This is a genomic window from Limnothrix sp. FACHB-406 (assembly GCF_014698235.1).
Taxonomy (GTDB): Bacteria; Cyanobacteriota; Cyanobacteriia; order CACIAM-69d; family CACIAM-69d; genus CACIAM-69d.
Genome location: NZ_JACJSP010000002.1, coordinates 332,645 through 355,505 on the forward strand (window position 1 = coordinate 332,645; position 22,861 = coordinate 355,505).

16 protein-coding genes are annotated in these 22,861 nt (G+C 57.8%); 10 read left to right on the forward strand and 6 right to left on the reverse strand.

Going from position 1 to position 22,861, the window contains the following annotated elements:
- Positions 1-596 precede the first annotated feature (596 nt).
- From H6G53_RS03280 to H6G53_RS03305, 6 genes are all read left to right on the forward strand, one after another.
- On the forward strand, positions 597-5,138 hold the full coding sequence (locus tag H6G53_RS03280; protein ID WP_190530907.1) for a response regulator: 4,542 nt from the start codon (positions 597-599) through the stop codon (positions 5,136-5,138).
- Positions 5,139-5,596: 458 nt separating this feature from the next.
- A complete protein-coding gene (locus H6G53_RS03285; protein WP_190354312.1) occupies positions 5,597-6,385 on the forward strand; it encodes an RNA polymerase sigma factor SigF in 789 nt (262 codons plus the stop codon).
- Positions 6,386-6,690: 305 nt separating this feature from the next.
- Positions 6,691-7,536 carry a hypothetical protein gene (locus tag H6G53_RS03290; RefSeq protein ID WP_190530908.1) on the forward strand — a complete coding sequence of 282 codons (846 nt, stop codon included), beginning with the start codon at positions 6,691-6,693 and terminating at the stop codon, positions 7,534-7,536.
- Between the two features lie 382 nt (positions 7,537-7,918).
- Entirely contained in the window at positions 7,919-8,452 is a 534-nt protein-coding gene (locus H6G53_RS03295; RefSeq protein WP_099535374.1) for a hypothetical protein, read from the forward strand.
- 445 nt (positions 8,453-8,897) lie between these two features.
- Positions 8,898-9,113 (forward strand): photosystem I reaction center subunit IV, encoded by a 216-nt coding sequence (locus tag H6G53_RS03300; RefSeq protein ID WP_190354314.1) that lies wholly within the window; start codon positions 8,898-8,900, stop codon positions 9,111-9,113.
- Positions 9,114-9,223: 110 nt separating this feature from the next.
- Positions 9,224-10,090 carry a DNA-formamidopyrimidine glycosylase gene (locus H6G53_RS03305; protein ID WP_190530963.1) on the forward strand — a complete coding sequence of 289 codons (867 nt, stop codon included), beginning with the start codon at positions 9,224-9,226 and terminating at the stop codon, positions 10,088-10,090.
- Positions 10,091-10,118: 28 nt separating this feature from the next.
- Here the strand turns inward: H6G53_RS03305 and H6G53_RS03310 are convergent, their stop codons facing one another.
- Positions 10,119-13,043, reverse strand: a complete 2,925-nt coding sequence (locus H6G53_RS03310) for a CapA family protein (RefSeq protein ID WP_190530909.1) — start codon at positions 13,041-13,043, stop codon at positions 10,119-10,121.
- 64 nt (positions 13,044-13,107) lie between these two features.
- Between H6G53_RS03310 and H6G53_RS18895 the strand changes: the two genes are divergently transcribed.
- Complete coding sequence (locus H6G53_RS18895) at positions 13,108-13,233, forward strand: hypothetical protein (RefSeq protein ID WP_255407566.1); 126 nt, start codon at positions 13,108-13,110, stop codon at positions 13,231-13,233.
- A 314-nt stretch (positions 13,234-13,547) separates the two neighbouring features.
- On the opposite strand, the gene H6G53_RS03315 is transcribed toward H6G53_RS18895, so the two are convergent.
- Together H6G53_RS03315 and lepB are read right to left on the reverse strand one after the other, a co-directional pair.
- Complete coding sequence (locus H6G53_RS03315) at positions 13,548-14,792, reverse strand: phosphopantothenoylcysteine decarboxylase (RefSeq protein ID WP_099535365.1); 1,245 nt, start codon at positions 14,790-14,792, stop codon at positions 13,548-13,550.
- A 362-nt stretch (positions 14,793-15,154) separates the two neighbouring features.
- The gene (gene lepB / locus H6G53_RS03320) at positions 15,155-15,751 is read right to left on the reverse strand and encodes a signal peptidase I (protein WP_190530910.1); all 597 of its coding nucleotides are present in this window, start codon (positions 15,749-15,751) and stop codon (positions 15,155-15,157) included.
- Between the two features lie 378 nt (positions 15,752-16,129).
- On the opposite strand from lepB, the gene H6G53_RS03325 reads away from it, so the two are divergent.
- Entirely contained in the window at positions 16,130-17,269 is a 1,140-nt protein-coding gene (locus H6G53_RS03325; protein WP_370567778.1) for a DegT/DnrJ/EryC1/StrS family aminotransferase, read from the forward strand.
- Here H6G53_RS03325 and hemB read toward each other — a convergent pair.
- The gene (gene hemB / locus H6G53_RS03330; protein ID WP_190530911.1) at positions 17,266-18,339 is read right to left on the reverse strand and encodes a porphobilinogen synthase; all 1,074 of its coding nucleotides are present in this window, start codon (positions 18,337-18,339) and stop codon (positions 17,266-17,268) included. The genes H6G53_RS03325 and hemB overlap by 4 nt on opposite strands.
- Positions 18,340-18,749: 410 nt before the next feature.
- Here hemB and folE point away from each other — a divergent pair, with 410 nt between their 5' ends.
- Positions 18,750-19,385: a GTP cyclohydrolase I FolE gene (gene folE, locus H6G53_RS03335; RefSeq protein WP_190354324.1), complete on the forward strand. Its 636-nt coding sequence runs from the start codon at positions 18,750-18,752 to the stop codon at positions 19,383-19,385.
- Positions 19,386-20,002: 617 nt separating this feature from the next.
- Here the strand turns inward: folE and H6G53_RS03340 are convergent.
- Both H6G53_RS03340 and H6G53_RS18900 read right to left on the reverse strand, forming a co-directional pair.
- Positions 20,003-20,215: a chlorophyll a/b-binding protein gene (locus tag H6G53_RS03340; RefSeq protein WP_099535357.1), complete on the reverse strand. Its 213-nt coding sequence runs from the start codon at positions 20,213-20,215 to the stop codon at positions 20,003-20,005.
- A 46-nt stretch (positions 20,216-20,261) separates the two neighbouring features.
- On the reverse strand, positions 20,262-20,384 hold the full coding sequence (locus H6G53_RS18900; RefSeq protein ID WP_255512332.1) for a hypothetical protein: 123 nt from the start codon (positions 20,382-20,384) through the stop codon (positions 20,262-20,264).
- 143 nt (positions 20,385-20,527) lie between these two features.
- On the opposite strand from H6G53_RS18900, the gene H6G53_RS03345 reads away from it, so the two are divergent.
- Complete coding sequence (locus tag H6G53_RS03345) at positions 20,528-22,585, forward strand: NAD(P)H-quinone oxidoreductase subunit 5 (protein WP_190354327.1); 2,058 nt, start codon at positions 20,528-20,530, stop codon at positions 22,583-22,585.
- Positions 22,586-22,861 lie beyond the last annotated feature (276 nt).

A 22,861-nucleotide genomic window follows, 5' to 3' on the forward strand; every position in this document is an offset into this window, starting at 1 on the left:
CCTATTCAACTTCAATGGGATGGGGGCTGGTCGAAAGTGATGCAACAAAACCGTTTGGGAGGCAAATCGGTTCGGGGAATTCGGCAAAATCGGGGTCGAATAGAGCGATCATTGCTGTTGGGGGCCGCAGAGTCCACAATCCCGCAAGAGTCTACGGCTGGGTTAAACCTTGGGGTTGCTTGTCTGATGTTGGGGGTAAAGGCGCAAGTTGATGCAAGGCTGCAACAATCTACGCGGCTCGCTATGCGGCTCTCTATGCGGCTCTGTGCGAATCGATTGAGGCATTATCCCGACCATTGCCTCGCTGCTGTGGCAATTGAGGAGTAGCAACGCAAACACCTGCCTGAGTAATTCTTGTTGGACGAGTGAATGGTTAGTAATTGCTCGCGACTAGGGCAATTTGAAGCTAGGGGTTTCACCCCTCCTATGCTTGAGTTAGAACCCTACGGGATCACACTAGGGTTAAGTTGGGCGTGGGAGTGCGCTCCGAACCATTGTCGCGAATTGATTGGTCGCCAATTAAGTCTCCAATTGATCGATCGCGAATTTATTCAGGTGCATTTGCCGTTGCTGTTGCAAATCGTTGTGCAGTCGCCATGGCAGCTTCCAAGTCAGGTTCGACCGAAACCACCGGCCGAGACCCAGGGGTCTCCAGCCGATCGGGGGCAGTGGATCGATCAACCCTGTGGTCAACCATGGGTCAGGTCAGGTCAGCGATGTTGGCCCGAATCCATTGGCCAAGGGCTGATGTGGCGGAACTATCAGGGGGCCAGGAGGGTGATCGCGTGAACTTACGCCGAAAAACCTTGGCGATTGTGGGGATGGCGGCGGTGGTGTCGATCGTGACGCTCTGCATTGCGCTGTCGGTGTTGGTCTCTGGGGACTTTCGGGCCCTGGAGGTGCAATATGCGCGCCAAGATGCTCAACGGGCCATGGATGCCCTCTCGGCGGATTTCGACAGTCTGGCGGTGGCGGCTCAGGAATATGCGGAGTGGGACGATACCTATGAATTCATTGAAACGCGCAACCCTGCTTATATCCAGTCCAATCTGATTGATCGCACGTTTACGGCTTTGCGGCTGAATGCGATCGCGATTGTGAATCGCCAGAAGCAAGTGCTTTACAGCCAAGGATTTGATGCGACGCGGGGCCGGTTGCAACCGGCCGATCGCTCCCTGTTGGACTATTTGGCTGGGCCGGGACAAACGACGCTTTTACAACAGGATCAGCCCGATCGCGTAATTTCAGGGTTGGTGTCCCTGCCGGAAGGGGTGTTGATGGTGGCGGCCCGCCCGATCGTCACCAGTCAAGGAGCCGGCCCCATTCGTGGCGCGCTGGTGGTGGGCCGCTGGTTGGATCAGGCGGAAATTGATCGCCTGGCGGAGGGGGTGGAATTACAGCTTTCCCTGCGGCCGGCGGTCAGCCTAGAACAATTTCAGACCGCGGACTCTGGAACCCTCGGTCAGCCCATGACCCTGGAGGTGAGCCGGCCCGGTTTGGCCCGCAGCCCAATCTCCATCACGGCCCTGGAATCCTTGGATCTGTTGCGGGCGGAAATTCTGCTGCGGAACTTGGAAGGGGAACCGGCCCTGATTTTGGAGGTGACGCTGCCTCGGGAGATTGATCACCGTAGCCAACAGGCTATCCGCTACTTGGGAGCCGCCACGGTGTTTTGTGGGGTGCTCTTTGGGGGCGTGGCCCTGCTGTCGATCGAGAAATTGGTGCTTGCCCGCTTAACCCGCCTCAGCACTGCGGTGGCCACCATTGGCCAGAGCGGCAACCTGGCCACTCGCCTAGAAATGCCTGGTAGCGACGAGCTGGGTCTCCTGGCCAACAATATCGATGAGATGCTGGAGGCGCTCGATCGATTCCAACGGGAGCGATCGAGTGTCGAAGAGCGCTACCGGATCATGGCGGAGAACTCCACCGACCTGATCTCCCGGCAAACGGCCGACAATGTTTATATCTATGCCTCCCCCGCCTGCATGGCCCTGTTGGGCTATCACCCGGAAGAAATGGTGGGGCAACAACGTTGGGACTTCATCCATCCGGCCGATCGCGCTCGCCTCATTGAAGAAGACCAGCACGCCCGCGATCGCAAAGCCACCTACACCACCCAATATCGAATTCGCCGCCACGATGGGTTCTACATCTGGTTTGAAACCACCAGCCGCGCCATCTACGACTCCCACAACGGCGAATTTCAGGGCACGTTGTCCGTTTCGCGGGACATCACCCCCCGCAAACAGGTGGAGCAAGATCTGCGTGACAGCGAAAGTTCCATCCGTCGCCTCTATCAAATTGCCGCCGCCCGACAACTGACCTTTGACGATCGATTGCAACGGTTGCTGCAAATGGGTTGCGAGCAATTTGGCTTGGAACTGGGGCTGCTGGTGGAAATTGACGATCGATTTGCCACCCTCCCGGATCCAGACCCTGCGGACTACAACGGCGGCATGGCCGCCGTGGGCGATCTGCAATGTCGCGTTGTGGGCATCTTTCACACGGGCGATCGCGCCCAAATGCCCAGCACCTGGGACTGGCAAGCGGGCGATCGGTTCCCCCTGCGCAACACCATCTTTCAAATTGCCGTTGCCCGCGAAGAGCCGCTGTATTTCGAGTCCAAATCCCTGGCCCAGCTCGGCCCCACCGCCGTCGATGCGGCCCTGGAAATCGAAGCCTACCTCGGCACACCCATCACCGTCGGCCGTCGGGGCTACGGCACCCTCTGTTTTTGGAGCAATCAAACCCGTAACCAGCCCTTCAAAGCCGTTGATATTGGTCTGTTGGAGCTGATGGGGCAATGGATCGGCGGCGAACTGGAACGCAAACAAGCCGCCGACGACCTGGCCCGGGCCCGCGACCAAGCCCTAGAGGCCACCCGAGCCAAGAGCGAATTTTTGGCCACCATGAGCCACGAAATCCGCACTCCCATGAACGCCGTCATTGGGATGACCGGATTGCTGTTGGATACGGAACTGACCAGTCAGCAGCGGGACTTTGTGGAAACCGTTCGCAGTAGCGGCGATGCCCTGTTGGCCATCATCAACGACATCCTGGACTTTTCCAAAATCGAATCCGGCAAGTTGGATTTGGAGTCGCAACCCTTCGATCTGCGCAGTTGTATTGAAGAGTCCCTGGATTTGTTAGCCGCCAAAGCCAGCGACAAGGGCTTGGACTTGGCCTACTGGATGGGATCCGCCGTTCCCAACCTAATCGTGGGGGACATCACGCGCCTGCGCCAAATTTTCGTGAACTTGGTGGGCAATGCGGTCAAGTTCACGGCCCGGGGGGAAGTGGTGATTCAGGTGGAAGCCAAGCCCCACACCACCAGCGACGAATCGAATGCCTTGCTGCAAAGCGATAGCACCCTTCCGCCAACCCGTTCCCACGACTACAACGCACCGCTGTACGACATTCACTTTGCGGTGCGAGACACAGGCATCGGTATTCCGAGCGATCGCATGAACCGCCTGTTCAAATCCTTCAGCCAAGTGGACTCTTCCACCACTCGCCAATACGGCGGCACAGGGTTGGGGCTAGCCATCAGCAAGCGGCTCTCGGAAATGATGGGCGGGCGCATGTGGGTGGAAAGCGAACTGGGCAAAGGTTCCGTTTTTCACTTCACGATCGTGGCGGCGGCGGCTCCCTATGCATCCCTGGTGGATTTCTACGAAGTCCAGCCCTATCTGCAAGGGAAGCGGGTGTTGATTGTGGACGACAACGCTACCCATCGGGATATTTTGGTGCGGCAGGTGGAGGCCTGGGGCACGGTGACCCAAAGCACCGCTTCACCCCAGGAGGCGATCGCCTGGATGATGCAAGGACAATCCTTTGATTTGGCGCTGCTGGATTTGCAAATGCCGCAGATGGACGGCTTGCAGTTGGCCCAACGGTTGCAGGATTTGGCGCTGCCCAAAACAACGCCGTTGCGGATGATTGCCATGGCTCCGATGGGCTACCAGGAGCGCAGTGCCTCACCGGTTTTTGCGGCAGTGGTGAACAAACCCATCAAGCAATCTCAGCTTTACAACGCGATCGTGACGGTGTTGGGTGGGCGCACGGCGGAAACGGTGGCCGCTCGATCGGTCATGGCCGATGTGGATTCCCATATGGCCGAGTTCCACCCGCTGCGGATTTTGCTGGCGGAAGACCATGCGGTGAACCAAAAGGTGGCGTTGCAGATTTTGCAGCGCATGGGATATCGGGCTGATGTGGCGGGTAATGGGATTGAGGTGCTAGAGGCCCTGCGTCGTCAACCCTATGATGTGGTGTTGATGGATATGCAGATGCCGGAGATGGACGGGCTGGAAGCCACGGAGCGGATCCGACAGGAATGGGTGACGGAGCAAGGGCCCTACATCATTGCCATGACCGCTAACGCGATGCAGGGCGATCGGGAGGCTTGTATTCGAGCAGGGATGGATGATTACATCAGCAAGCCGATCCGGATTCAGAAGCTGGCAGAGGCTTTGGGGCGCTGTCCTTCCCGGGGGTTTGTTCAGGGGGGAACCGGCGAAACTGCGCCGGAACCGCCAACCTTGTCCGATGCGGTGTTGCCTGCGGTGGCGGAGAACGGTGCGGGAGCCGTGGCGATCGCCCTGCCGCAGTTGGTGACGGCCCTGGTGAGTGGTGACTCGGAACCGGTTGCCCCTGAGGCGCTAACCCATACCAGCCATGGGGAGCGAAATGGGGTTGGGTCGGAGGTTGACCTGGCGGTTAACCGAACAGCCCCGGAGCCGGCCGGGTTGCCCTTGCCTTCGGGGTGGGCGGCCAATCAGGAACCCATTTTGGATGAGCAAATCCTGAGCAGTTTGCGGGAAGTGGAGGTGCTAGATGAGGCGATCGAACTCTATTTGCGCGATTCCCCCATGCTGCTGGAAAAGGTGCGATCAGCCCTGAGCAACGGCAACACAGCCCATCTGAAGGATGCGGCCCATTCCCTCAAGTCCACCAGCGGAACCATGGGGGCCCTGTTGGTGTATCAAACCAGCCAGCAAATTGAAACCGCTGCAAAACAAGGAGACCTTGCCCTCGCCCAGCGATGGTTACCCGCCGTGGAGCAAGAACACCAACGGGCTGTGGCCCGGCTCCAAAGTTTGGGTTTGGTGTTCCAGTCTTTGGAAGCGGAGGCTTGAGCAGCGCAGAAGTCAAGCCATTGCCATTGCCATTGCCATTGCATCGTGGCCTTGGACTGCTTGTCGGGATCGCTTGGATGGCTGGCATCACTCGCACTGCTGAATTGCCCCGCCTTGGACTGCTTGTCGGGATCGCTTGGATGGCTGGCATCACTCGCACTGCTGAATTGCCCCTTGGTTGAGCGGGTTGGTTCAGATCTGCCTCTGAATTAAGGCCGAGGGGCGTTGGGGGCTGCGATCGGGTGTTTTGCGATACTTGACCAGTGAAATGAAATCCATCAACGGGATCAGCGACTGGGGCCGAAGTCTGATGGATCGGTGATCCCGGGCAGAATGCCTAGAAAACCACAATGCGGTTTTGCTGTGCTATGAATCACAGCGATCGGGTAGTAATGGCCATACACTAAGAAACAGGGTGTCAGACCCCCTAAAGTCAACGCACTACCCTGCTAGTAACCATGGCTGCTCGTCCTGCTTGTATTGCGCCCAACGACCTGCGCGCCCGCAGTTTGGAGTTGCTGAACGCCTATCGGGCCTGTCCCTCAACGGAACTGCGCAATCGCTTGGTTGAGCTAAACTTTGGCCTGGTGAAGAAAGAAGCGGCCCACTGGGTTGCCCAATGCCAGGAAAGCTACGAAGATCTGCTCCAAATTGGCAGCATTGGCCTAATTCGGGCGATCGAGCGGTTTGATGCTAGCAAGGGCAACGCCTTTAGCTCCTTCGCCCTTCCCTACATTCGGGGCGAAATTCAGCACTACCTCCGTGATCGCAGTAGTTCAATTCGGATTCCTCGCCGCTGGTTGGAACTCCAGCAGCAATCCGCCACCATCACCCGCAACTTACGGGATTCACTCGGCCGCCAGCCCAATGATTGGGAAATTGCGGAAGCTCTCGGGATTGAGCTGAGTGAGTGGCAGCATGTGGAGCTGGCTCGTCAAAATCGATCGCCCCTTAGCCTGGATGCGCCGGTACGCAGCGACGAAGAGGAACCGTCATCCTTGGGGGACACGCTCCCCGATCGTAAATATCGCAGCTTCCAACTGGCCGAAGAAGACCGCCTGCGTTTGAACCAAGCCTTGGTCAAGCTAGAAGAGCGCACTCGCCAGATTCTAGAATTTGTTTTTCTCCATGACTTGACCCAAAAAGAAGTGGCCGATCGAATGGGGATTAGCGCTGTGACCGTTTCCCGTCGGGTGCGCAAGGGTCTCGAGTCCTTGAAGGACATGATGGAACCCGTTGACGATTAGTTAATGATTAAGCGTTGACGATTAACCGTTGATGACTAACCCTTGACCACTCAGCGGCTCAGGTTGAACCTTTGGGTAATCACCTAGCCCCGTTCTGATCGCTTAGGAGTTGATCTCATCAAGCTCCAGAGGCCAGTTCTCAACCCGATTGAGGTCGCTTTCAAAGCAGCATTGCCAAACCCGAGGCCAATCGGAGATCAGGACTCAGAAAACGAGACGATCGCCTAGCCATTGGTTACAATGCTGGGCAGCTCAGTCCCTTGGACTCAACCATCCCGCGGACTCAACCATCGGAGAATTCACCTATGCCCAGCCTGGTACGGTTTGGGGCAGCCGTAGCCCTGCTGGTGGCAGCCACCAGTTGTGGTGGCCCCACAGACACTGCAACCACTGACGAGGCCAGCCCAACTGCGTCCCCCGCCAGCGGCACGGATGCGCCCACTGCCACCGTGCCCAAGGCTGACTTCAAATCACCCATGGTTGCCGGTCGCCCCAAGACGGCCGTACCCACCATCCAGCGGTTTATTCAGCCCACCAACATTGACGCAAGGGCCAAGCAAACCCAAACCGAAATTCAGCAAAATAGCAAGAACAGTCGGCGCGATCCCTTTGCGATTCCGCTGCAAGTGCAGCCCCTGGCCAAGTTGCCGGATGGCAGCCCTGTGGGCCCCAGCGTGACCCAATCTCCCCGACCGATTGCCATTCCCTCCCCCACTCGGCAAGAACCAGAAACCGATGTGGAAGGCCGCGATTTCCGAGGCTATCCACCGCCAACGCTGGTTGATCCGCCCAAGCCGCGGCCGGCAGTGCGTCGTCCCACGCCTGCCCGCTCTCCGGTGGCTGCGCGGCCGCAAGTGCCGCCTGTGACGGTTCCCAGCCAGCCGCCTGCGCCTCCTTCGCCCACGGATGCCCTCAGTTTGCGGGTGACTGGTGTGGTGCAAGTGGGCGATCGATTCCAAATCATTGTGCAAATTCCCGGTGAGAACTCCGAGCGCTACGTGAATGTGGGCGATCGAATTGCCAATGGCCAGGTGTTGGTGAAGCGGGTAGAACTGAGCAAGACTCTGGATCCGGTGGTGATTTTTGAGCAATACGGCCAAGAAGTGGCGAAAAATGTGGGCGACAGTGCCCAACCGATCGCCATGCGTTAGGGATTGCTTCAGCAAGATCGCTCAAGCAATTGCCGAACCCAATTGGCCTAGCCAAATTTCCCTAACCCGATTTGCTCAGCCAGAATTGCCCAACCAGAATTGCCCAACCAGAATTATTCAGCCAAAATTGCTTAATCAAGTTTGCTGAACCAAGTTTGCTGAACCAAATTTGCCTGACGGTCTGTTATCAAATTTCTAAAACCCTGATGTTGTTGTTTGGGTGACTGGTGGCTGCTGATGGTTTTGGGTATCCGCAGTTCCCGACTCTTCATGGTTAAAGGCTGTGGAGAGAGTCCTCGGGTGCTCAAGGTTTAGAACGGTTCAGCGATGGTTGAGCCACGCATCCGAGCGAGGAAGAAGTGAACCAGAAAGGAGTGAGGACATGGCTGGTTTAACGCGAACAACGTGGATTCGGGCCGTTTTGGCCACAACTTGCATGGCGGCCACCGCTGCGGTGGTCATGGTTGGTAACTCGTTACCGAGCAACGCCCAGCAAAGTTGGCCGCCGGGCTTTTATCGGCGAATGAGCGATTCCACTATCCGTTGGGTTGCGGGTGATGGTCGCATGTGCCGTGTGATGAATCGCGATCAGTTGACGGCTTTTGGGGGCGATGGTGTGGTGCGAGTGGTGGGCGATCGCTCCACGTTCGATCGGGGCCGGACGGATACAGGGATTTGCCCTTGGCCCGATGGCATCTATCGCGAAACCAACTGGCGTAACATCTGGCAGTTTCTCTACACCGTGGGTAGCCGTCGGTATTACTGCAACATCACCACTCAGCAACACCTCCAGGCTTACAACCTGGTCGATGAGCAAACAAACCCTGTGATTTTGACGGTTCCCAATCGATCGCGCCTGGGCTTCAAGCGGGAATGGGCGGGAGATTGTGTTTGGCCCAACGTTGGCAACAACTAGACGGGTAAGGATTCCGATCCAGGGTTCTCAGGTCAGTTCTCAGATCAATAGCCCGATCGACCATGGCTTGATCAACGGCCAAATCAATGCCCTGGTTGGCTGTCCTCGGTTTAGCGAGTAATAAAACTTAAAACCTCACCCCTTTAGTCGTTGGCTGGGCGATAGTAGCCTAGAGAGCAGCCACTTCACCCTAAACGGGACTCAACAGGACTGGCCTTCTGGGCTGTCCTTCCGATGTGGGTGCGATCGTCACGGGCAGTCAGTCCGAGACTCAACATCGACGCGCCGATCGGGTTCATCCAGATTTCTGGGGGCGATCAAGGCAGCGTCAACCCATGGATGAATTAAACAGTTTCGGCTGTTTAATTTAGGGCCAAAGTCCCTGAGTCTTAGACCTGGGGATAGGGTCAAAAGAGAGAAAAATAAACCAAAGGAAGATAAACCTATGGCGGTTCAACGCGGTGCTAAGGTGCGGGTTCTGCGCCCCGAGTCGTACTGGTATCGGGATGTGGGCACGGTTGCTTCGGTCGACCAAAGCGGCATCAAATACCCGGTAATTGTCCGTTTTGAGAAGGTCAATTACTCGGGCATTAACACCAACAACTTTGCGCCCGAAGAGCTGGAAGTGGTGGAAGCACCGAAAGCTGCTCCGAAAAAATAGGCGAATCACCGCTGCGATCGCCCGTTGGGGATGGTGGCAGCGTTGCGCAAACCAGGGCGCTGGCCTTGGTCTGATTCGTGGGTTGGTTCTTTGCAAGGCTGGGGGATGTTGTGCCAGAGCTGCCAGAGGTAGAAACCGTCCGGCGGGGGTTGGCCACAGCAACTCCCGGCTGGCTGATTGTGGGGGGTGAAGTGCTGCTCGATCGAGCGGTGGCGGCTCCGGAACCCGAGGCGTTTTTAGCGGGCTTGCAAGGCTGTTGCTTGGTGAGCTGGAAACGACGGGGCAAGTATTTGCTGGGCGAGTTGCAGCGAGAGCAACGGCCGGCCGGCTGGTTGGGGGCCCATTTGCGAATGACGGGCCAGTTTTTGTGGGTGGATCCGGCGACTCCGGTACATCAGCACACGCGGATTCGGTTGCGACTGCGCTCCAACGCGATCGAGCGAGAATTGCGGTTTGTGGATCAGCGCACGTTTGGGCATTTGTGGTGGGTGTCACCCGATCGCCCGATCGAACAAGTGATCACCGGTTTGGCGAAGTTGGGCCCAGAACCCTTTGACCCGGCTTTTTCGATCGATTACTTTGCGGAGCGGCTGCGAAAACGCCACAAAACCATCAAAGCCACCCTGCTAGATCAAGACCTGGTGGCCGGTTTGGGCAATATCTACGCCGATGAATCCCTTTTTTTGGCAGGCATTTGGCCAGAAACAAGGGCCGCAGACCTGAGCATGGAACAGGTTGGCAAGCTCCATCAGCAAATTCGGCAAGTGCTGGAAGCCAGCTTGGCGGCGGGCGGCACAACCTTTAGCGATTTTGTGAACCTGGAAGGGGTAAACGGTAACTACGGCGGGGAAGCTTGGGTGTATAACCGCAAGGGGCAACCCTGCCGCGTTTGTGGCACGGCGATCGAGCGGTTGCGGATTGCGGGGCGATCGAGCCATGTTTGCCCTCAATGTCAGCCCCGATCGCCCCAAGCCTGAACCTGGAACTATGGGAGCGAACCAATCGCTACGGTTCCAGGATGGCCTGGGCCCGATCAGCCGCTGACTTCACCAACGCGGGCAGGCTAAGGCTGCTGTAGTTGGTGGGCATCGAAGATGGTGCAGCCGTGAACCCGTTGTCCTGGGTGGCTCCCGATTGGGTAGGGGCCGTAAAGGGCAGTTGAGGGCTGGTGGTCGATCGCCCGGTGGCTGGCTCTGAGCTGGTGGCCTCTGGGCCAATTTCAAAGGAAATCGATCGGCGCGGGCCGCTGCCCATGGGGCTAGGTGTTGCTGATGGGTTTCCTGCCGGAGCCGTGATGGCCGCCACGGAACGGTTGCTAGACCCCAACGCTTCATCCGTGGGGGCTTCTGCATTGCGCACCAGTTCGCTCAGTTCCACGGCGGTCATCAATTGCGCCAGTCGATCGCGTGCCGATTGGCCAGTGGCTTGGATTCGCTGGCCGATCGCGCTGCCGTCAGAAGAACTGATGGGGTTAGCCCCCGCTTGAGAGGGGCGCTGAGGAGCGATCGGGGCACTGGCCACGGCGGGCGAGCTGCTAGGCATCGGAGCCGCTGCGGGGCTGGGCAAGGGGGCGACCACGATCGGCGATTGCCCGTTGGTGGTTGCGGCCGATCGGGTAAAGCTCGGCAGTTGGGGTTGGGGGCGATCTCCGGTGGCTGTCAGTGGAGCCGTTGGGGCGATCGTCATTGGGAGGGCACTGGAGCTAGGATTACCAGAACCGGGATTACCAGAATCGGGATTGCCAGAATCGGGATTGCTTGAAACGAAATCACCCGAGCCAGAATTGGGAGTCAGATTGGGAGCCGATCGCGCCGTCAACACCATGGATTGGGTCAGGGGTTGGTCAAACCGGCGGGAAATGTAGGTTAGCTCCTGCAAAATCTCCTTCGCCCGATCGCCCTTAGCCACCCGGGGTTGGTAGTTTTGCACCCGCACCGGCACAAAGTCCACCTTCATTTGGCGATCTCGCAGGGCCACCTTCAGCACCGCCGTATCGTAGGTGCTGCGCGAGTGGCCACCAAAAATGAAGTTACCTAGGGAATAGACGATCGCCCGATCCTTGTAAACCTCAGCGCCTTGCAGCACATGGGGATGGTGACCCACCACCAAATCCGCCCCCGCATCAATAGCTCGCCGGGCGATCGACCGTTGGTAGGGAGCGGGATAGCGTGCCAATTCTTCGCCCCAGTGGAAATTCACCACCACCCAATCCACCTGATCGCGCACGGCTTGGATATCTGCCGCCAAGGCCTCATTTTCGCGTGGGTTAGTGCCCGCGCTGGTTTCCGTGGCCGCGTGCCAATGGGCGTTGTAATAGCCAAAGTAGGCAATCCGTTGACCCTTCACGTCCAAGATTTTGGGGCGACGGGCTTCGGTGATGTTTTCCCCGGCCCCGATCGCGTGGATGTCGCTTTGATCTAAGGCTGCCAAGGTGTCCAACAAACCCGGCCGGTTATAGTCCATCGTGTGGTTGTTGGCCAGCGTCACCAGGTCAATGCCCCCCGCCTCCAGGGCGGCCACCGATTCCGGTTCCGCACGGAAATTGAAACGCTTGCCCGATCGCTTACGGTCAGCATCCGTAATTGGGTTTTCCAAATTCACCATGGCCACATCGACCGATCGGGACTCGGGAAACTGGGCCAACGCCGCCGACCAATCTCCCCCTAACCGCCGCTTCACCCGATCGCTCAGGGTCACATCTCCCCCAAACATCAAGGTCACCGCCGGATCGGTGGGATTGGCGGGTGGGTGATTCACCACCGGCAACAGTTCCAAAGCGCCCTGAACCACGGGCGGCCGAACCTGCCGCACCCGATTGGCCACGGGGGCGATCGCCGGGCGCAGGGGCAAGACCTGTTCCGTGGAATTGCCGCTGCGAGGGCTGGCCAAGGGTTGTTGGGGGCGCGATCGGGTGGCATCGGGTGACGAACTAGCCAGCCACAGGGCCAACACAAAGGGCACGATCGTCGCCCCGCCCAACAGCACCGATCGCCAAATGGGTTCCAGGGCCGGATCCGTAGCCCATTGGGTTAATCCCGCTAGCCCTAACTCCCGCCGGCCCGCCGGAGCCGCAATCCGAATCGTTTGTTGCCAGAGGGGATCCACCTGCCCTGACACCGTGGCCCGAATCCGCACGCCGCTGACTTGGCCTTGTTCTGAGGCGTTGAATTGCCACAGTCGTCGGCAAATGGTTTGCACGATGTGGGGTTGGCTCAGGGATTCTGAGGTACTGCCTGAAGCGCTGTCTGAGGTGCTGTCTGAAGGGCTGCCTGAAGTGTTTGAGGTCGCCAGACTTTCCCCATCACTGGAGATGACTTCGGCGGCCGTTGCTGCCATCGCGGCCTCTGGCGGTAACTGCACTTCCACCACCAAGCAGCGACCATTGAGCCGATCGACCGTTAGCCCAGCCCCCAAGCTTTGCCCCACCGGCTGCAACCATTGGGAAATAGTGCCCAGATCCATGCCAACGGGCGATCGCCAGCGATCGCGCGTGGCCGTCGCCAGCGCTGACCAACCATCTCGCGCCACCAGCCAGCTATGGGCCAAGCGTTGCATCACCTGCTGCTCGGGCGATCGGGGCAACACCTGCTGATAATAGGCCGTGGAACTGAGGCCCGGCCGCTGCTCCAACTGCACCGACTGCTGCCACAGCAATTCCGGCTGACCCACGCGCCGGGCCATGATCCGCACCCCTTCCACCGCCGCCAAATTCAAGCCATGGAGTCGGTGGCAAATGAACCGCACCAACCGATCGCGCTCCGGTTCTTGCTGGCACTCCACCCACACATCAATCTGGCCGGTCATTTGCGCCGAAACCTTGGTGCGGATGCCATGGGGAGCCAGGTAGCGATCGAACCAACTCGCCAACGTGCCCGCATCCCACGTCAACCCGATGCTTCCCGAACCACTAACCCCAGCCGCATAAACCATTGTGTTCTAACTCCTCAACATCACGCGATCGGGCCCTGGGCGATCGGGGAATCGATCGACCGGGGTGAGCGCTGGCGATGAACCCACTCAGTTGCTTGCACTGTTTGAATTGCTTGGATTGCCGGAACTGCTGAAATTTTGGGAGTTGCGGGAACTGTTTGCCCAGCACCGCTATCCAGCCGCGATTTAAAACCTGCCCACACCAAGCTCCTATGGGCAAGCTTGTTTGAGCAGTCTCTCAACAGTATTTCAGCAGGATCGCAATCTCAATCTCAATCGGTTTTAAACGATATATGCGCCGGTTGCATATTTTTGGGGCCGTCCCCTTGGGCGATTGCGAGCGCCTATAGCATCGCACCGATCGCTCCAAATCGGCTAACCAGCGCCCCAGCCCCACGGCTTTGCGAGCCGTTAGCCATCGCCATTCGCCAAGCTTGGGAGAATGAAATCAGGAATTAGGACAAGACCTTGAGACCAGAAATTAGGCAAAAAATCAGCCAAAACCTAGAACAGGCTTTCCAGCCAATCGGCAATGCCCATGGCAATTCCCGGCTTGTCTAACATCCGCAGGGGCGATCGATCCCGGGTGACCAAATAGGCCACTTGCTCCCCTCGGGGCCCCGTCTCATTCCCCCGATTGGCCACCACTGCCAAGTGACCCCGCTGGAGTCGATCGTGGGCAATTTGCATCAGGGCTTCGTGAGTCACCCCCTCTTGATACTTGAAGCTGATCAAACCCAACTGGGGAGCCAACTCGCTCACCAGGTCAATCACCTTCTCTGTGGGTTGCAGTTGAATCGTCTTCCACTGGCCGCCGCTGGGAATTTTGCCCGGGTGAATCTGCACGGGTTGATAGTCCGCCACGGCCGCCGAAAAAATCCCAAACCGATAATCCCGTTCCTGCAACAGCGATAACACCCGATCGCGATAGTCGTGATAGGTCGGTGTAATGGTGTGGGGGATCCAGTCCGGTGGCGCGGTGCTGCCCGCCCCATGCACCAGATGCACTTGGGATCCCCGGAGATAGAGTTCTTTGGCGATTTCAATTCCCAGTTGCCCCGTGAAGCAGTTGGTAATTCGACGAATGGCATCCAAGGGAACCGGCGTTGGCCCACCGGTCACCATCACCGGCACACCGTGTAGGGGCGATCGACTCAGCACCCGACAGACCTGCACCACAAGGGTTTGCGGATCGGGCAAATTGTTCTTGCCATAGGCGCGGCGGGGTTGAATCATCCGTACCCCAATCGATCGCAGGGCCTGCAACGAATCCGTCAGGAGGGAGTTGTGCATCGTGCCATGCATCGTCGGAGCCACCAACACCTCCGTGCGGCCCGCCTCCATGCGCCCAATGGCCGAAGCCAGGGTCGCCGTCACCACGCCATCGGCAATCCCCAGCCGCATTTTATTAATCGTGTCGTAGGTGGCGGGGGCCACTAAGTAAGCCGCGAAGGGGTGCGCATCGCTGAGGTGTTCGGCCGCGGCCGTGAGTTTGGTGACAACGGGGTTCGTGGTGCTCCATTCCAGGGCCTCCAAGGTGACGTAGCGGCGGGCCTCCTTCGACACAAAGGCCACCACATCCGCTCCTTGGCGACGCAGGGCCCGGGCCACATCGGGCGATCGATAGGCGGCAATGCTGCCACAAACGAGGAGGGCAATGCGCCGGCCGGCCAGATGCATCCCATCCAACAGCACCTCGCGATCCCCCATTTCAGAGGGCGGCGGAGGCGACAAATCCCAATCATCCATAGGGGGATTGATAGGTCTAAACGAGGGGTCAAAATCCCAGGAAAATGAGTCGGCAACGGTCATGGAGCGATCGGGGTCAGGAAGCTACCTGGATGGCTGGAAGGGTTGCCAACGGATGATGAAAAGTCTATTGAAAAATGGCTATGGCGTGAAAAAAGTCTTCAGAAATCGAGTCAATAGAATTCAAACGGCTGAAATAGTCGAATCAATAATTAAAAACGATTCAAAATGATTAAAAACGATTGAAACAGTTGAATTTAAGTTGCATCTGAGCGAGATCAACTTCAATCCAAGAAAACTTACACGGAGTCATCTTGGATTTAAGCGGTGGGTTGGGTCGCGCTTCCGGCCAGTGGCTGGGGCTAGCGGCTGGTGAGACCGAACCGATCGAGCGGCCAAAACCGCCACCAGGCCCGCCCGATCGCGTTCTCGATCGGCAAAAAGCCCCACACATGGGAATCATTGCTATTGTTGCGGTTATCACCCATGACAAACAACATTTGTGCAGGAACGGTGACGGGCGCTAACTCGTAGGTGGGTGGTTCCAGGGTGTAAGGCTCCGTGAGGGGTTGGTCATCCAAATAAACCTGGCCGTTTTTGACGGCGATGGTTTGGCCCGGAAACCCAATAACCCGCTTAATAAACGCTTGATCGCGGGGGTAACCCAGGGCTTGCAGTTGGGGCGGCGGCGCAAAAACCACAATGTCGCCCCGTTGCAGGGGCCGGAACCAGTGGGAAATTTTTTCCACCACCAACCGATCGCCCACGGCCAAGGTGGGATACATCGACTCAGAAGGAATGACGCGCGGTTCTGCCACAAAGGTGCGAATCAACAGGGCCAGCACTAGGGCAATGCCGATAATTTGCACGCTTTCCCGCCACCGCTGCCAACCGGATGGGCGATCGGGGAGGGGGCTGGACTTGGGGCGATCGACTGAATCCTGACTCAGTGGGGCCATGAACAACGTTCTCCAAAAGTTCTGTTGATTAACCCCCAACAGCATGGGTGGGAACAATGGGGCTGTGTGCCTTGTGGGGTTCCGGACGGTGTTGCCTGAATGGTGTTGCCTGAACGGTGTTGCCTCGAAGATTAAGTGCCCGAGACAGTTACCTAAAGATGGTTGCCGGAGGCGATTCGGGACGATTCAGGAAACCGCAAACGGGACACTGAACGCATGGTACAGGAGCAACTACCACCCGGTGCACACCAATTGGCGAAATCAGGCTCCAAAATCGAGATACTGAACGATCTTCCCGCTACTTTTTGGATTGAGCAATTGACTATGACCGATGCTGTGCCGGCTTCCCTGACCCATGCTCCAATGGTGACCGCTCCGATTACGCCCATGGCAATGCCGATTCCCCTGGTGGATTTGTCGATGCAGCACGAGAGCTTGCGGGCCGAACTCGATCGCGCCATTGCCAGCACGCTCGATCGGGGCGATTTTGTGCTCGGCCAGGCTTTGGCTACCTTTGAGGCGGCTTTTGCGGCGGCTTGTGGTGTTGAACATTGTGTCGGCGTGGGTACGGGAACCGATGCGTTGGCCTTGGGGCTAACGGCCTGTGGCGTGGGGCCGGGAGATCAGGTGATTGTGCCAGCCAACACGTTCATTGCCACGGTGCTGGGGGTGTTGCGATCGGGGGCCCAACCGGTGTTGGTGGATTGCGATCCGGACACGGCGCTGATCGATTTGGCGGCGGCGGAACGGGCGATCGGCCCCAAAACCAAGGCCCTAATTCCGGTTCACCTCTATGGGCAAATGGTGGATCCTGAAGCCCTGTTGGCTTTGGCCGATCGCACCGGTCTGTTGATTTTTGAGGATGCGGCCCAGGCCCACTTGGCGCGGCGGGGCGGGCGGTTGGCCGGCTCCTTGGGACGGGCGGCGGCCTTTAGTTTCTATCCGGGCAAAAATTTGGGGTCGATCGGGGACGGTGGAGCCGTGGTCACCAGCGATGCAGCCGTGGCGGCAAAGGTGCGGATGTTGCGCAATTACGGCGCACCTCGCAAATATTTCCACGAAGAGTTGGGCATGAATTCGCGGCTTGACACGTTGCAGGCGGCGGTGTTGTCCGTGAAGTTGCCCCATTTGCCCCGCTGGAATGAAGACCGGGCCCAGTTGGCGGCGGCCTACGATGCGCGGTTGGCGGCCCTGGCCGATCGCGGCATTGTCCCGATCGCCAATCAGTCGGGGCTGGGCCATGTGTATCACCTCTATGTGGTGCGGGTGCAGCCCACCTGTCGGCTCGATCGCGATCAACTGCTGGCGGCCCTGCAACAGCAACAGATCTTTGCGGGCATTCACTACCCCATTCCCTGCCATCTGCAACCGGCCTTGCAATCCTTGGGCTACGGAGCTGGGGCCTTCCCGGTGACGGAACAGTTAGCCAATGAAATTCTCTCGTTGCCCCTGTTTCCGGGCCTGACCCTGGAGCAGCTCGATCGGGTTGTGGGGGCGATCGAGCTAGCCACCCGCTAGGGCCGCTCCCTTAACCAGCGGGCCGCGTCCACCGCGTGATAGGTCAAAATCCAATCGGCCCCGGCCCGCTTCATGCCCAACAGGGTTTCCAGCACGATCGCCCGTTCATCAATCCACCCCTGCTCGGCGGCAGCTTTCACCATGGCGTATTCCCCAGACACGTTGTAGGCCGCCACCGGCAGTTGGGTTTGGGCCTTCAGTTGCCAAATGATGTCCAAATAGGCCAAAGCCGGTTTCACCATCAACACATCCGCCCCTTCCGCCAAATCCAACAGCGCCTCCTTGAGCGCTTCCCGTCGATTAGCCGGATCCATCTGGTAGGTTTTCTTATCGCCAAACTGCGGGGCGGAATCTAGGGCATCCCGAAAGGGGCCGTAATAGGCCGAGGCATATTTGGCACTGTAGGCCAGGATGCCCGTTTGCCAAAATCCAGCCGCATCCAGGGCTTGGCGAATGGCCCCCACTCGGCCGTCCATCATGTCGGACGGGGCCACAAAATCCGCCCCTGCGGCCGCTTGCATCAGGGCCTGTTGGGTCAAGACCGCCACGGTTTCATCATTCAAAATCCGTCCCGCCTCATCCACAATTCCATCGTGGCCATGGGTGGTGTAGGGATCGAGGGCCACATCCGTAAAGACCAATAGATCGGGAAAGGCGGCTTTGATGGCTTTGACGGCCCGGGGCACAAGGCCGTTGGGGTTGTGGCTTTCGGAGCCGATCGCGTCCTTTTGGGCGGGCGGAATCACGGGAAACAGGGCGATCGCCCCAATGCCCACCCCTTGAACCATCTGCAACTTTTCCAACAACCGATCGAGCGATCGGCGATCGCAACCGGGCATTGAGGGAATTGGCTCCACCAGCCCCGTCCCTTCCATCACAAACACCGGATAGATCAAGTCTTGGGCCGTCAACACCGTTTCCGCCACCATTCGCCGCAGGGTGGCCGATCGGCGCAATCGCCGTGGCCGCGCGATTGGTTCCGCTGTTGGCTCCAGGATTGGTTCCAATGTGGATTCCGGGGCGATCGGGTCTGTGGTCTGGGTGGTCGGTGAAATGGGGGTGACGGTCATTAAAACACTCCGATTTTCAAAAGTCGTTTTCAAAAGTCAGTGCGATCGAGATGGCGCGGTTCGAGACGGTGCTGTTAGAGACGGTGTGGTTAGGTATGGCGCGATCGATGGGTCAGCCTCTCGCTTCAGCCGGCATCAGCGATCTGTATTAGCGATCTGCATCAGCAATTTGATGCAAAAGTGATTGTATGAGAATGATTATCATTATAATTTCTCAAGGGAAATTCAAGCCAGTTGCTCCAAATAACTGGTCTGATGCCAACCCAAGTCATGGAGCCAATGCTGGTTTCTAGGGCTGGATGGGTTGCGCCGCCCAAACTCTGAATCTCTTCAACCTGCACGCTCACCTACCCGATCGGGCTGGGTGGGCGTTTCCCAATCCACTCCAATTCACCGCGATCTCAATTCCTATGACCCTTTCGATCGAGTCACCTCGGCCCAACCTGATCACCACGGCGGCCAAACCCCCCGTCAGCCAGGCCGAGATGGAGCAAGCTGTGCGGACGCTGTTAATTGGATTGGGGGAAGATCCCGATCGCGAAGGCCTGCGCGACACCCCCAAGCGAGTGGTCAAAGCCTTGCAGTTTCTGACTTCGGGCTATCGACAATCCCTAGATGAACTGCTCAATGGTGCTGTTTTTCACGAAAACGCCAATGAGATGGTCTTGGTGCGCGATATTGACCTGTTTAGCTCCTGTGAGCACCACATCCTGCCGATCATTGGCCGGGCCCACGTGGCCTACATTCCTGATGGCCGAGTGATTGGCCTGTCCAAAATTGCTCGGATTTGCGAAATGTATGCCCGACGGCTCCAGGTGCAAGAGCGGCTGACGGCCCAAATTGCCGATGCGATTCAAGGGTTGCTGATGCCCCAAGGAGTGGCCGTGGTGGTGGAAGCAACCCACATGTGCATGGTGATGCGTGGGGTGCAAAAGCCAGGATCCTGGACTGTGACCAGCGCGGTGCGTGGAGTGTTTGCGGAAGATCCGAAAACCCGCCAGGAATTCATGGATTTGGTGATGCACCAACGAGGATTCCGCGCCTAGATCTCTAGGCTCTAGATTTTTAGGCTAGGTCTCTAGGCCTGGGTCTCTGGGCCTGGGTCTCTAGGCTACAGATCTAGAAGTCTCTTGCTGGCGGCGATATTTGGGGGGCTGTTGGCCCCCTGCCAGCCAATCTGGTCTTTTGAGGTGGCTGATTAGACCTCTTGCACGAATCAGCTCGTTGCCCTCATCCCCCAACCCCTTCTCCCAAGGTGGGCGAAGGGGAGCCAGAACTGCTGGGTTACGGCGATCTCGTGGCGGGTGATCAAGTCCCTCTCCCGACTTGGGAGAGGGATTTAGGGTGAGGGTCTTGATTAATGCAAGAGGTCTATTGGGCCAAATTAGGCAACCCCAATCCATCGCCGCCAGGGCTGTAACCAGCAAGGAATTGATCAAAAAAGGGATGAATCCAATAAAGAATTCAGAAATCAAAAATAGAGCAGTAAAAATAGAGCAGTAAAAAATAAAAAAGGACTGCCTAGGCAGCCCTGGATGATTCCTTAGGTGATGGATTCTTTAGAGATCGAAGGGAAACTTAATGTTGATTGACCAAAAGAAGACTTGCTGAGAACGGATCCCCTGAAAAATGAGAATCCGTGAGTCTTGGGGTGGTGGGTCAATTACAGGTTGGTGAGCCAAGTTACAACGCCATGGCCGGTGACCAATTCCACAGCCAGGGCAGACAGGAAGCCAATCATTGCCAGGCGGCCGTTCAGTTGTTCGGCGTATTGGGTGAAGCCCACACGCTGCACGTCGTCTACATAGACCTTGGGTTCAACGGCGAAGTTGTTCAAACGACCCAGTTCTTCCGTGGTGTAGCCGCGTTGCGTCATGGTGGTTGCTCTCGGTTGGGGTGCTGTAAACAATTGTAACTGCTTTTTAAGAAATGTAAAGAGGTTTGTAACTCGTTTTTAACTCAGGGGCTGCCCGATCGCCCCGTGATCCCAAATACCAACGCAAAACTGCCCGATCGCCCTCGGCCACCCATGCCACAATAGTCACTGGTTTTGCCGGATCGTGACGATTACTCTGGGGCCGTTTGTTGGCTGCATCCGTCACTGGCTGCATTCCCCGCCACCAGCCCCAGCCCGATCGCCCGGCCAGACAACTTTTGAACGTCCTGTCTTGTAACACAGGCTTGTGCGATGGAACCGCTTTACGAGTATGCGTGGCTCGTGCCGGTCTTGCCGTTGCTTGGTGCAGCGCTGGTCGGCCTGGGTCTGATTTCCTTTAACCAATTCACCAACAAGCTGCGGCAAATTAACGCGATCGTCATCCTCACCACGATCGGTGGGGCCATGACCATGGCCTTTGCCCTGTTTTGGAGCCAACTCAACGGCCACGAAGCCTTCGCCCGCAGCATCGAATGGGCAGCCGCCGGAGACTTCCACATCACGATGGGCTACACGATCGACCACCTGAGCGCCCTGATGTTGGTGATTGTCACCACCGTGGCGTTCTTGGTGATGATCTACACCGATGGCTACATGGCCCATGATCCGAGCTATGTGCGGTTCTATGCCTACCTCAGCCTGTTCAGCTCCTCGATGCTGGGCCTGGTGATCAGCCCCAACCTGGTTCAGATCTATGTGTTCTGGGAACTGGTGGGGATGTGCTCCTATTTGCTGATCGGCTTTTGGTTCGATCGCAAACCCGCCGCCGAAGCCTGCCAAAAGGCCTTCGTGACCAACCGGGTGGGTGACTTTGGCCTGTTGTTGGGGCTGTTGGCGCTCTACTGGTGTACCGGCAGCTTTGACTTCAACGTGATGGGCGATCGCCTGCAAGAGCTGGTGTCTTCCGGCTCCCTGAGCGCGGGCGTGGCCAGCCTGTTTTGCATCCTCGTATTCCTCGGCCCCGTCGCCAAGTCTGCCCAATTCCCGTTGCATGTCTGGCTACCGGACGCAATGGAAGGCCCCACGCCGATTTCTGCCCTGATCCACGCGGCAACGATGGTGGCGGCGGGTGTGTTCCTGATTGCTCGGATGATTCCGGTGTTTGAAGGGCTGCCCGACGTGATGACCGTGATCGCCTGGACGGGTGGTTTCACGGCCCTGCTGGGCGCTTCGATCGCGATCACCCAAAACGACATCAAAAAAGGCCTCGCCTACTCCACCATGTCCCAGTTGGGCTACATGGTGATGGCCATGGGCGTTGGCGCATCCAGCGCCGGGATGTTCCACCTAATGACCCACGCCTACTTCAAGGCGATGCTGTTCCTCGGTTCCGGCTCCGTGATCCACGGGATGGAAGCGGTGGTGGGCCACAACGCCGTGTTGGCGCAGGATATGCGCTTGATGGGCGGTTTGCGGAAATATATGCCGATTACGGCGGGCACGTTCTTTATTGGAACGCTGGCCATTTGCGGAATTCCGCCCTTTGCCGGGTTCTGGTCGAAGGATGAAATTCTGGGTCTGACCTTTGAGGCCAACCCTGCTCTCTGGGCGATCGCCTGGGTCACGGCCGGTGTGACCGCGTTCTACATGTTCCGGATGTACTTCAACACCTTTGAAGGCGAATTCCGGGGCAATGACAAGGCGATCCAAGAACAACTGCTGGCGGCGGCCGCTGTGCCCGTGCCCGTGGAAGTGGCCCCGAACTTCGGGCCCGGCGCGATGGATCCCAAGGAACTGAGCCACGACCACGACCATCACCACGCCCACGAGCCGCACGAGTCGCCCACCACGATGGTGTTGCCTCTGGTGGTGTTGGCGATTCCCTCGATGCTGATTGGGTTGCTGGGTGTGCCCTGGAACAACTTGTTTGAGCATTTCCTGGAGTCGCCCCACGCCGCCGAGCACGCGGAGCACGCCTTTAACCTCACCGAGTTTTTGGTGATGGGCGGCAACTCCGTGGGCATTGCGCTGATCGGGATTACCTTGGCTTCCTTGATGTATTTCAAGAAGTCGATCGACCCCAGCGCGATCGCCCAAAAGATTCCCTTCTTCTATCGCCTGTCCCTGAACAAGTGGTACTTCGATGAAATCTACGATCGACTGTTTGTCCAAGGCAGCCGCCGCCTGGCCCGCCAGGTGATGGAAGTGGATTTCCGAATCGTCGATGGCGCGGTGAACCTGACCGGTTTCGTCACCCTGATTTCCGGCGAAGGTCTGAAGTACTTCGAGAACGGTCGCGCCCAGTTCTATGCGTTGATCGTGTTTGCGGCGGTTTTGGGCTTCGTGGTGCTATCGGGCATCACGGGCTAGCGGTCTTTTGCTTTGTGGTGCTCTCGGGTATCACCCATTAACAACTGAATTGACGGTTGAACGACCTGTTGAATTGCCGGTCAATTCATCACCCCCTGAACTGGTTCCTGGTTCAGGGGGTTTTTTGTTGAGCGATCCAAACCCTTGAACTCAGCCTGATAGAAATTCCAGTGTCCCCACGTAGAGCTAGGGAATTTTCCCCAAACCCATGACAGCCAACAAAGCTTGATTGTTGAACTGTTAGTGGCTAATGGTGAAGTATTTGGGGGGGAGGGC

Excerpts from the sequence above, each read along its gene's own strand:
- folE (WP_190354324.1), top strand. The coding sequence starts at position 18,750 with ATGACCCTTTCGATCGAGTCACCTCGGCCCAACCTGATCACCACGGCG.
- H6G53_RS03300 (WP_190354314.1), top strand. The coding sequence starts at position 8,898 with ATGGCGGTTCAACGCGGTGCTAAGGTGCGGGTTCTGCGCCCCGAGTCG.
- H6G53_RS03295 (WP_099535374.1), top strand. The coding sequence starts at position 7,919 with ATGGCTGGTTTAACGCGAACAACGTGGATTCGGGCCGTTTTGGCCACA.
- H6G53_RS03345 (WP_190354327.1), top strand. The coding sequence starts at position 20,528 with ATGGAACCGCTTTACGAGTATGCGTGGCTCGTGCCGGTCTTGCCGTTG.
- lepB (WP_190530910.1), bottom strand. The coding sequence starts at position 15,751 with ATGGCCCCACTGAGTCAGGATTCAGTCGATCGCCCCAAGTCCAGCCCC.
- H6G53_RS03340 (WP_099535357.1), bottom strand. The coding sequence starts at position 20,215 with ATGACGCAACGCGGCTACACCACGGAAGAACTGGGTCGTTTGAACAAC.
- H6G53_RS03285 (WP_190354312.1), top strand. The coding sequence starts at position 5,597 with ATGGCTGCTCGTCCTGCTTGTATTGCGCCCAACGACCTGCGCGCCCGC.
- hemB (WP_190530911.1), bottom strand. The coding sequence starts at position 18,339 with ATGACCGTCACCCCCATTTCACCGACCACCCAGACCACAGACCCGATC.
- H6G53_RS03315 (WP_099535365.1), bottom strand. The coding sequence starts at position 14,792 with ATGGATGATTGGGATTTGTCGCCTCCGCCGCCCTCTGAAATGGGGGAT.
- H6G53_RS03280 (WP_190530907.1), top strand. The coding sequence starts at position 597 with ATGGCAGCTTCCAAGTCAGGTTCGACCGAAACCACCGGCCGAGACCCA.
- H6G53_RS03290 (WP_190530908.1), top strand. The coding sequence starts at position 6,691 with ATGCCCAGCCTGGTACGGTTTGGGGCAGCCGTAGCCCTGCTGGTGGCA.
- H6G53_RS03310 (WP_190530909.1), bottom strand. The coding sequence starts at position 13,043 with ATGGTTTATGCGGCTGGGGTTAGTGGTTCGGGAAGCATCGGGTTGACG.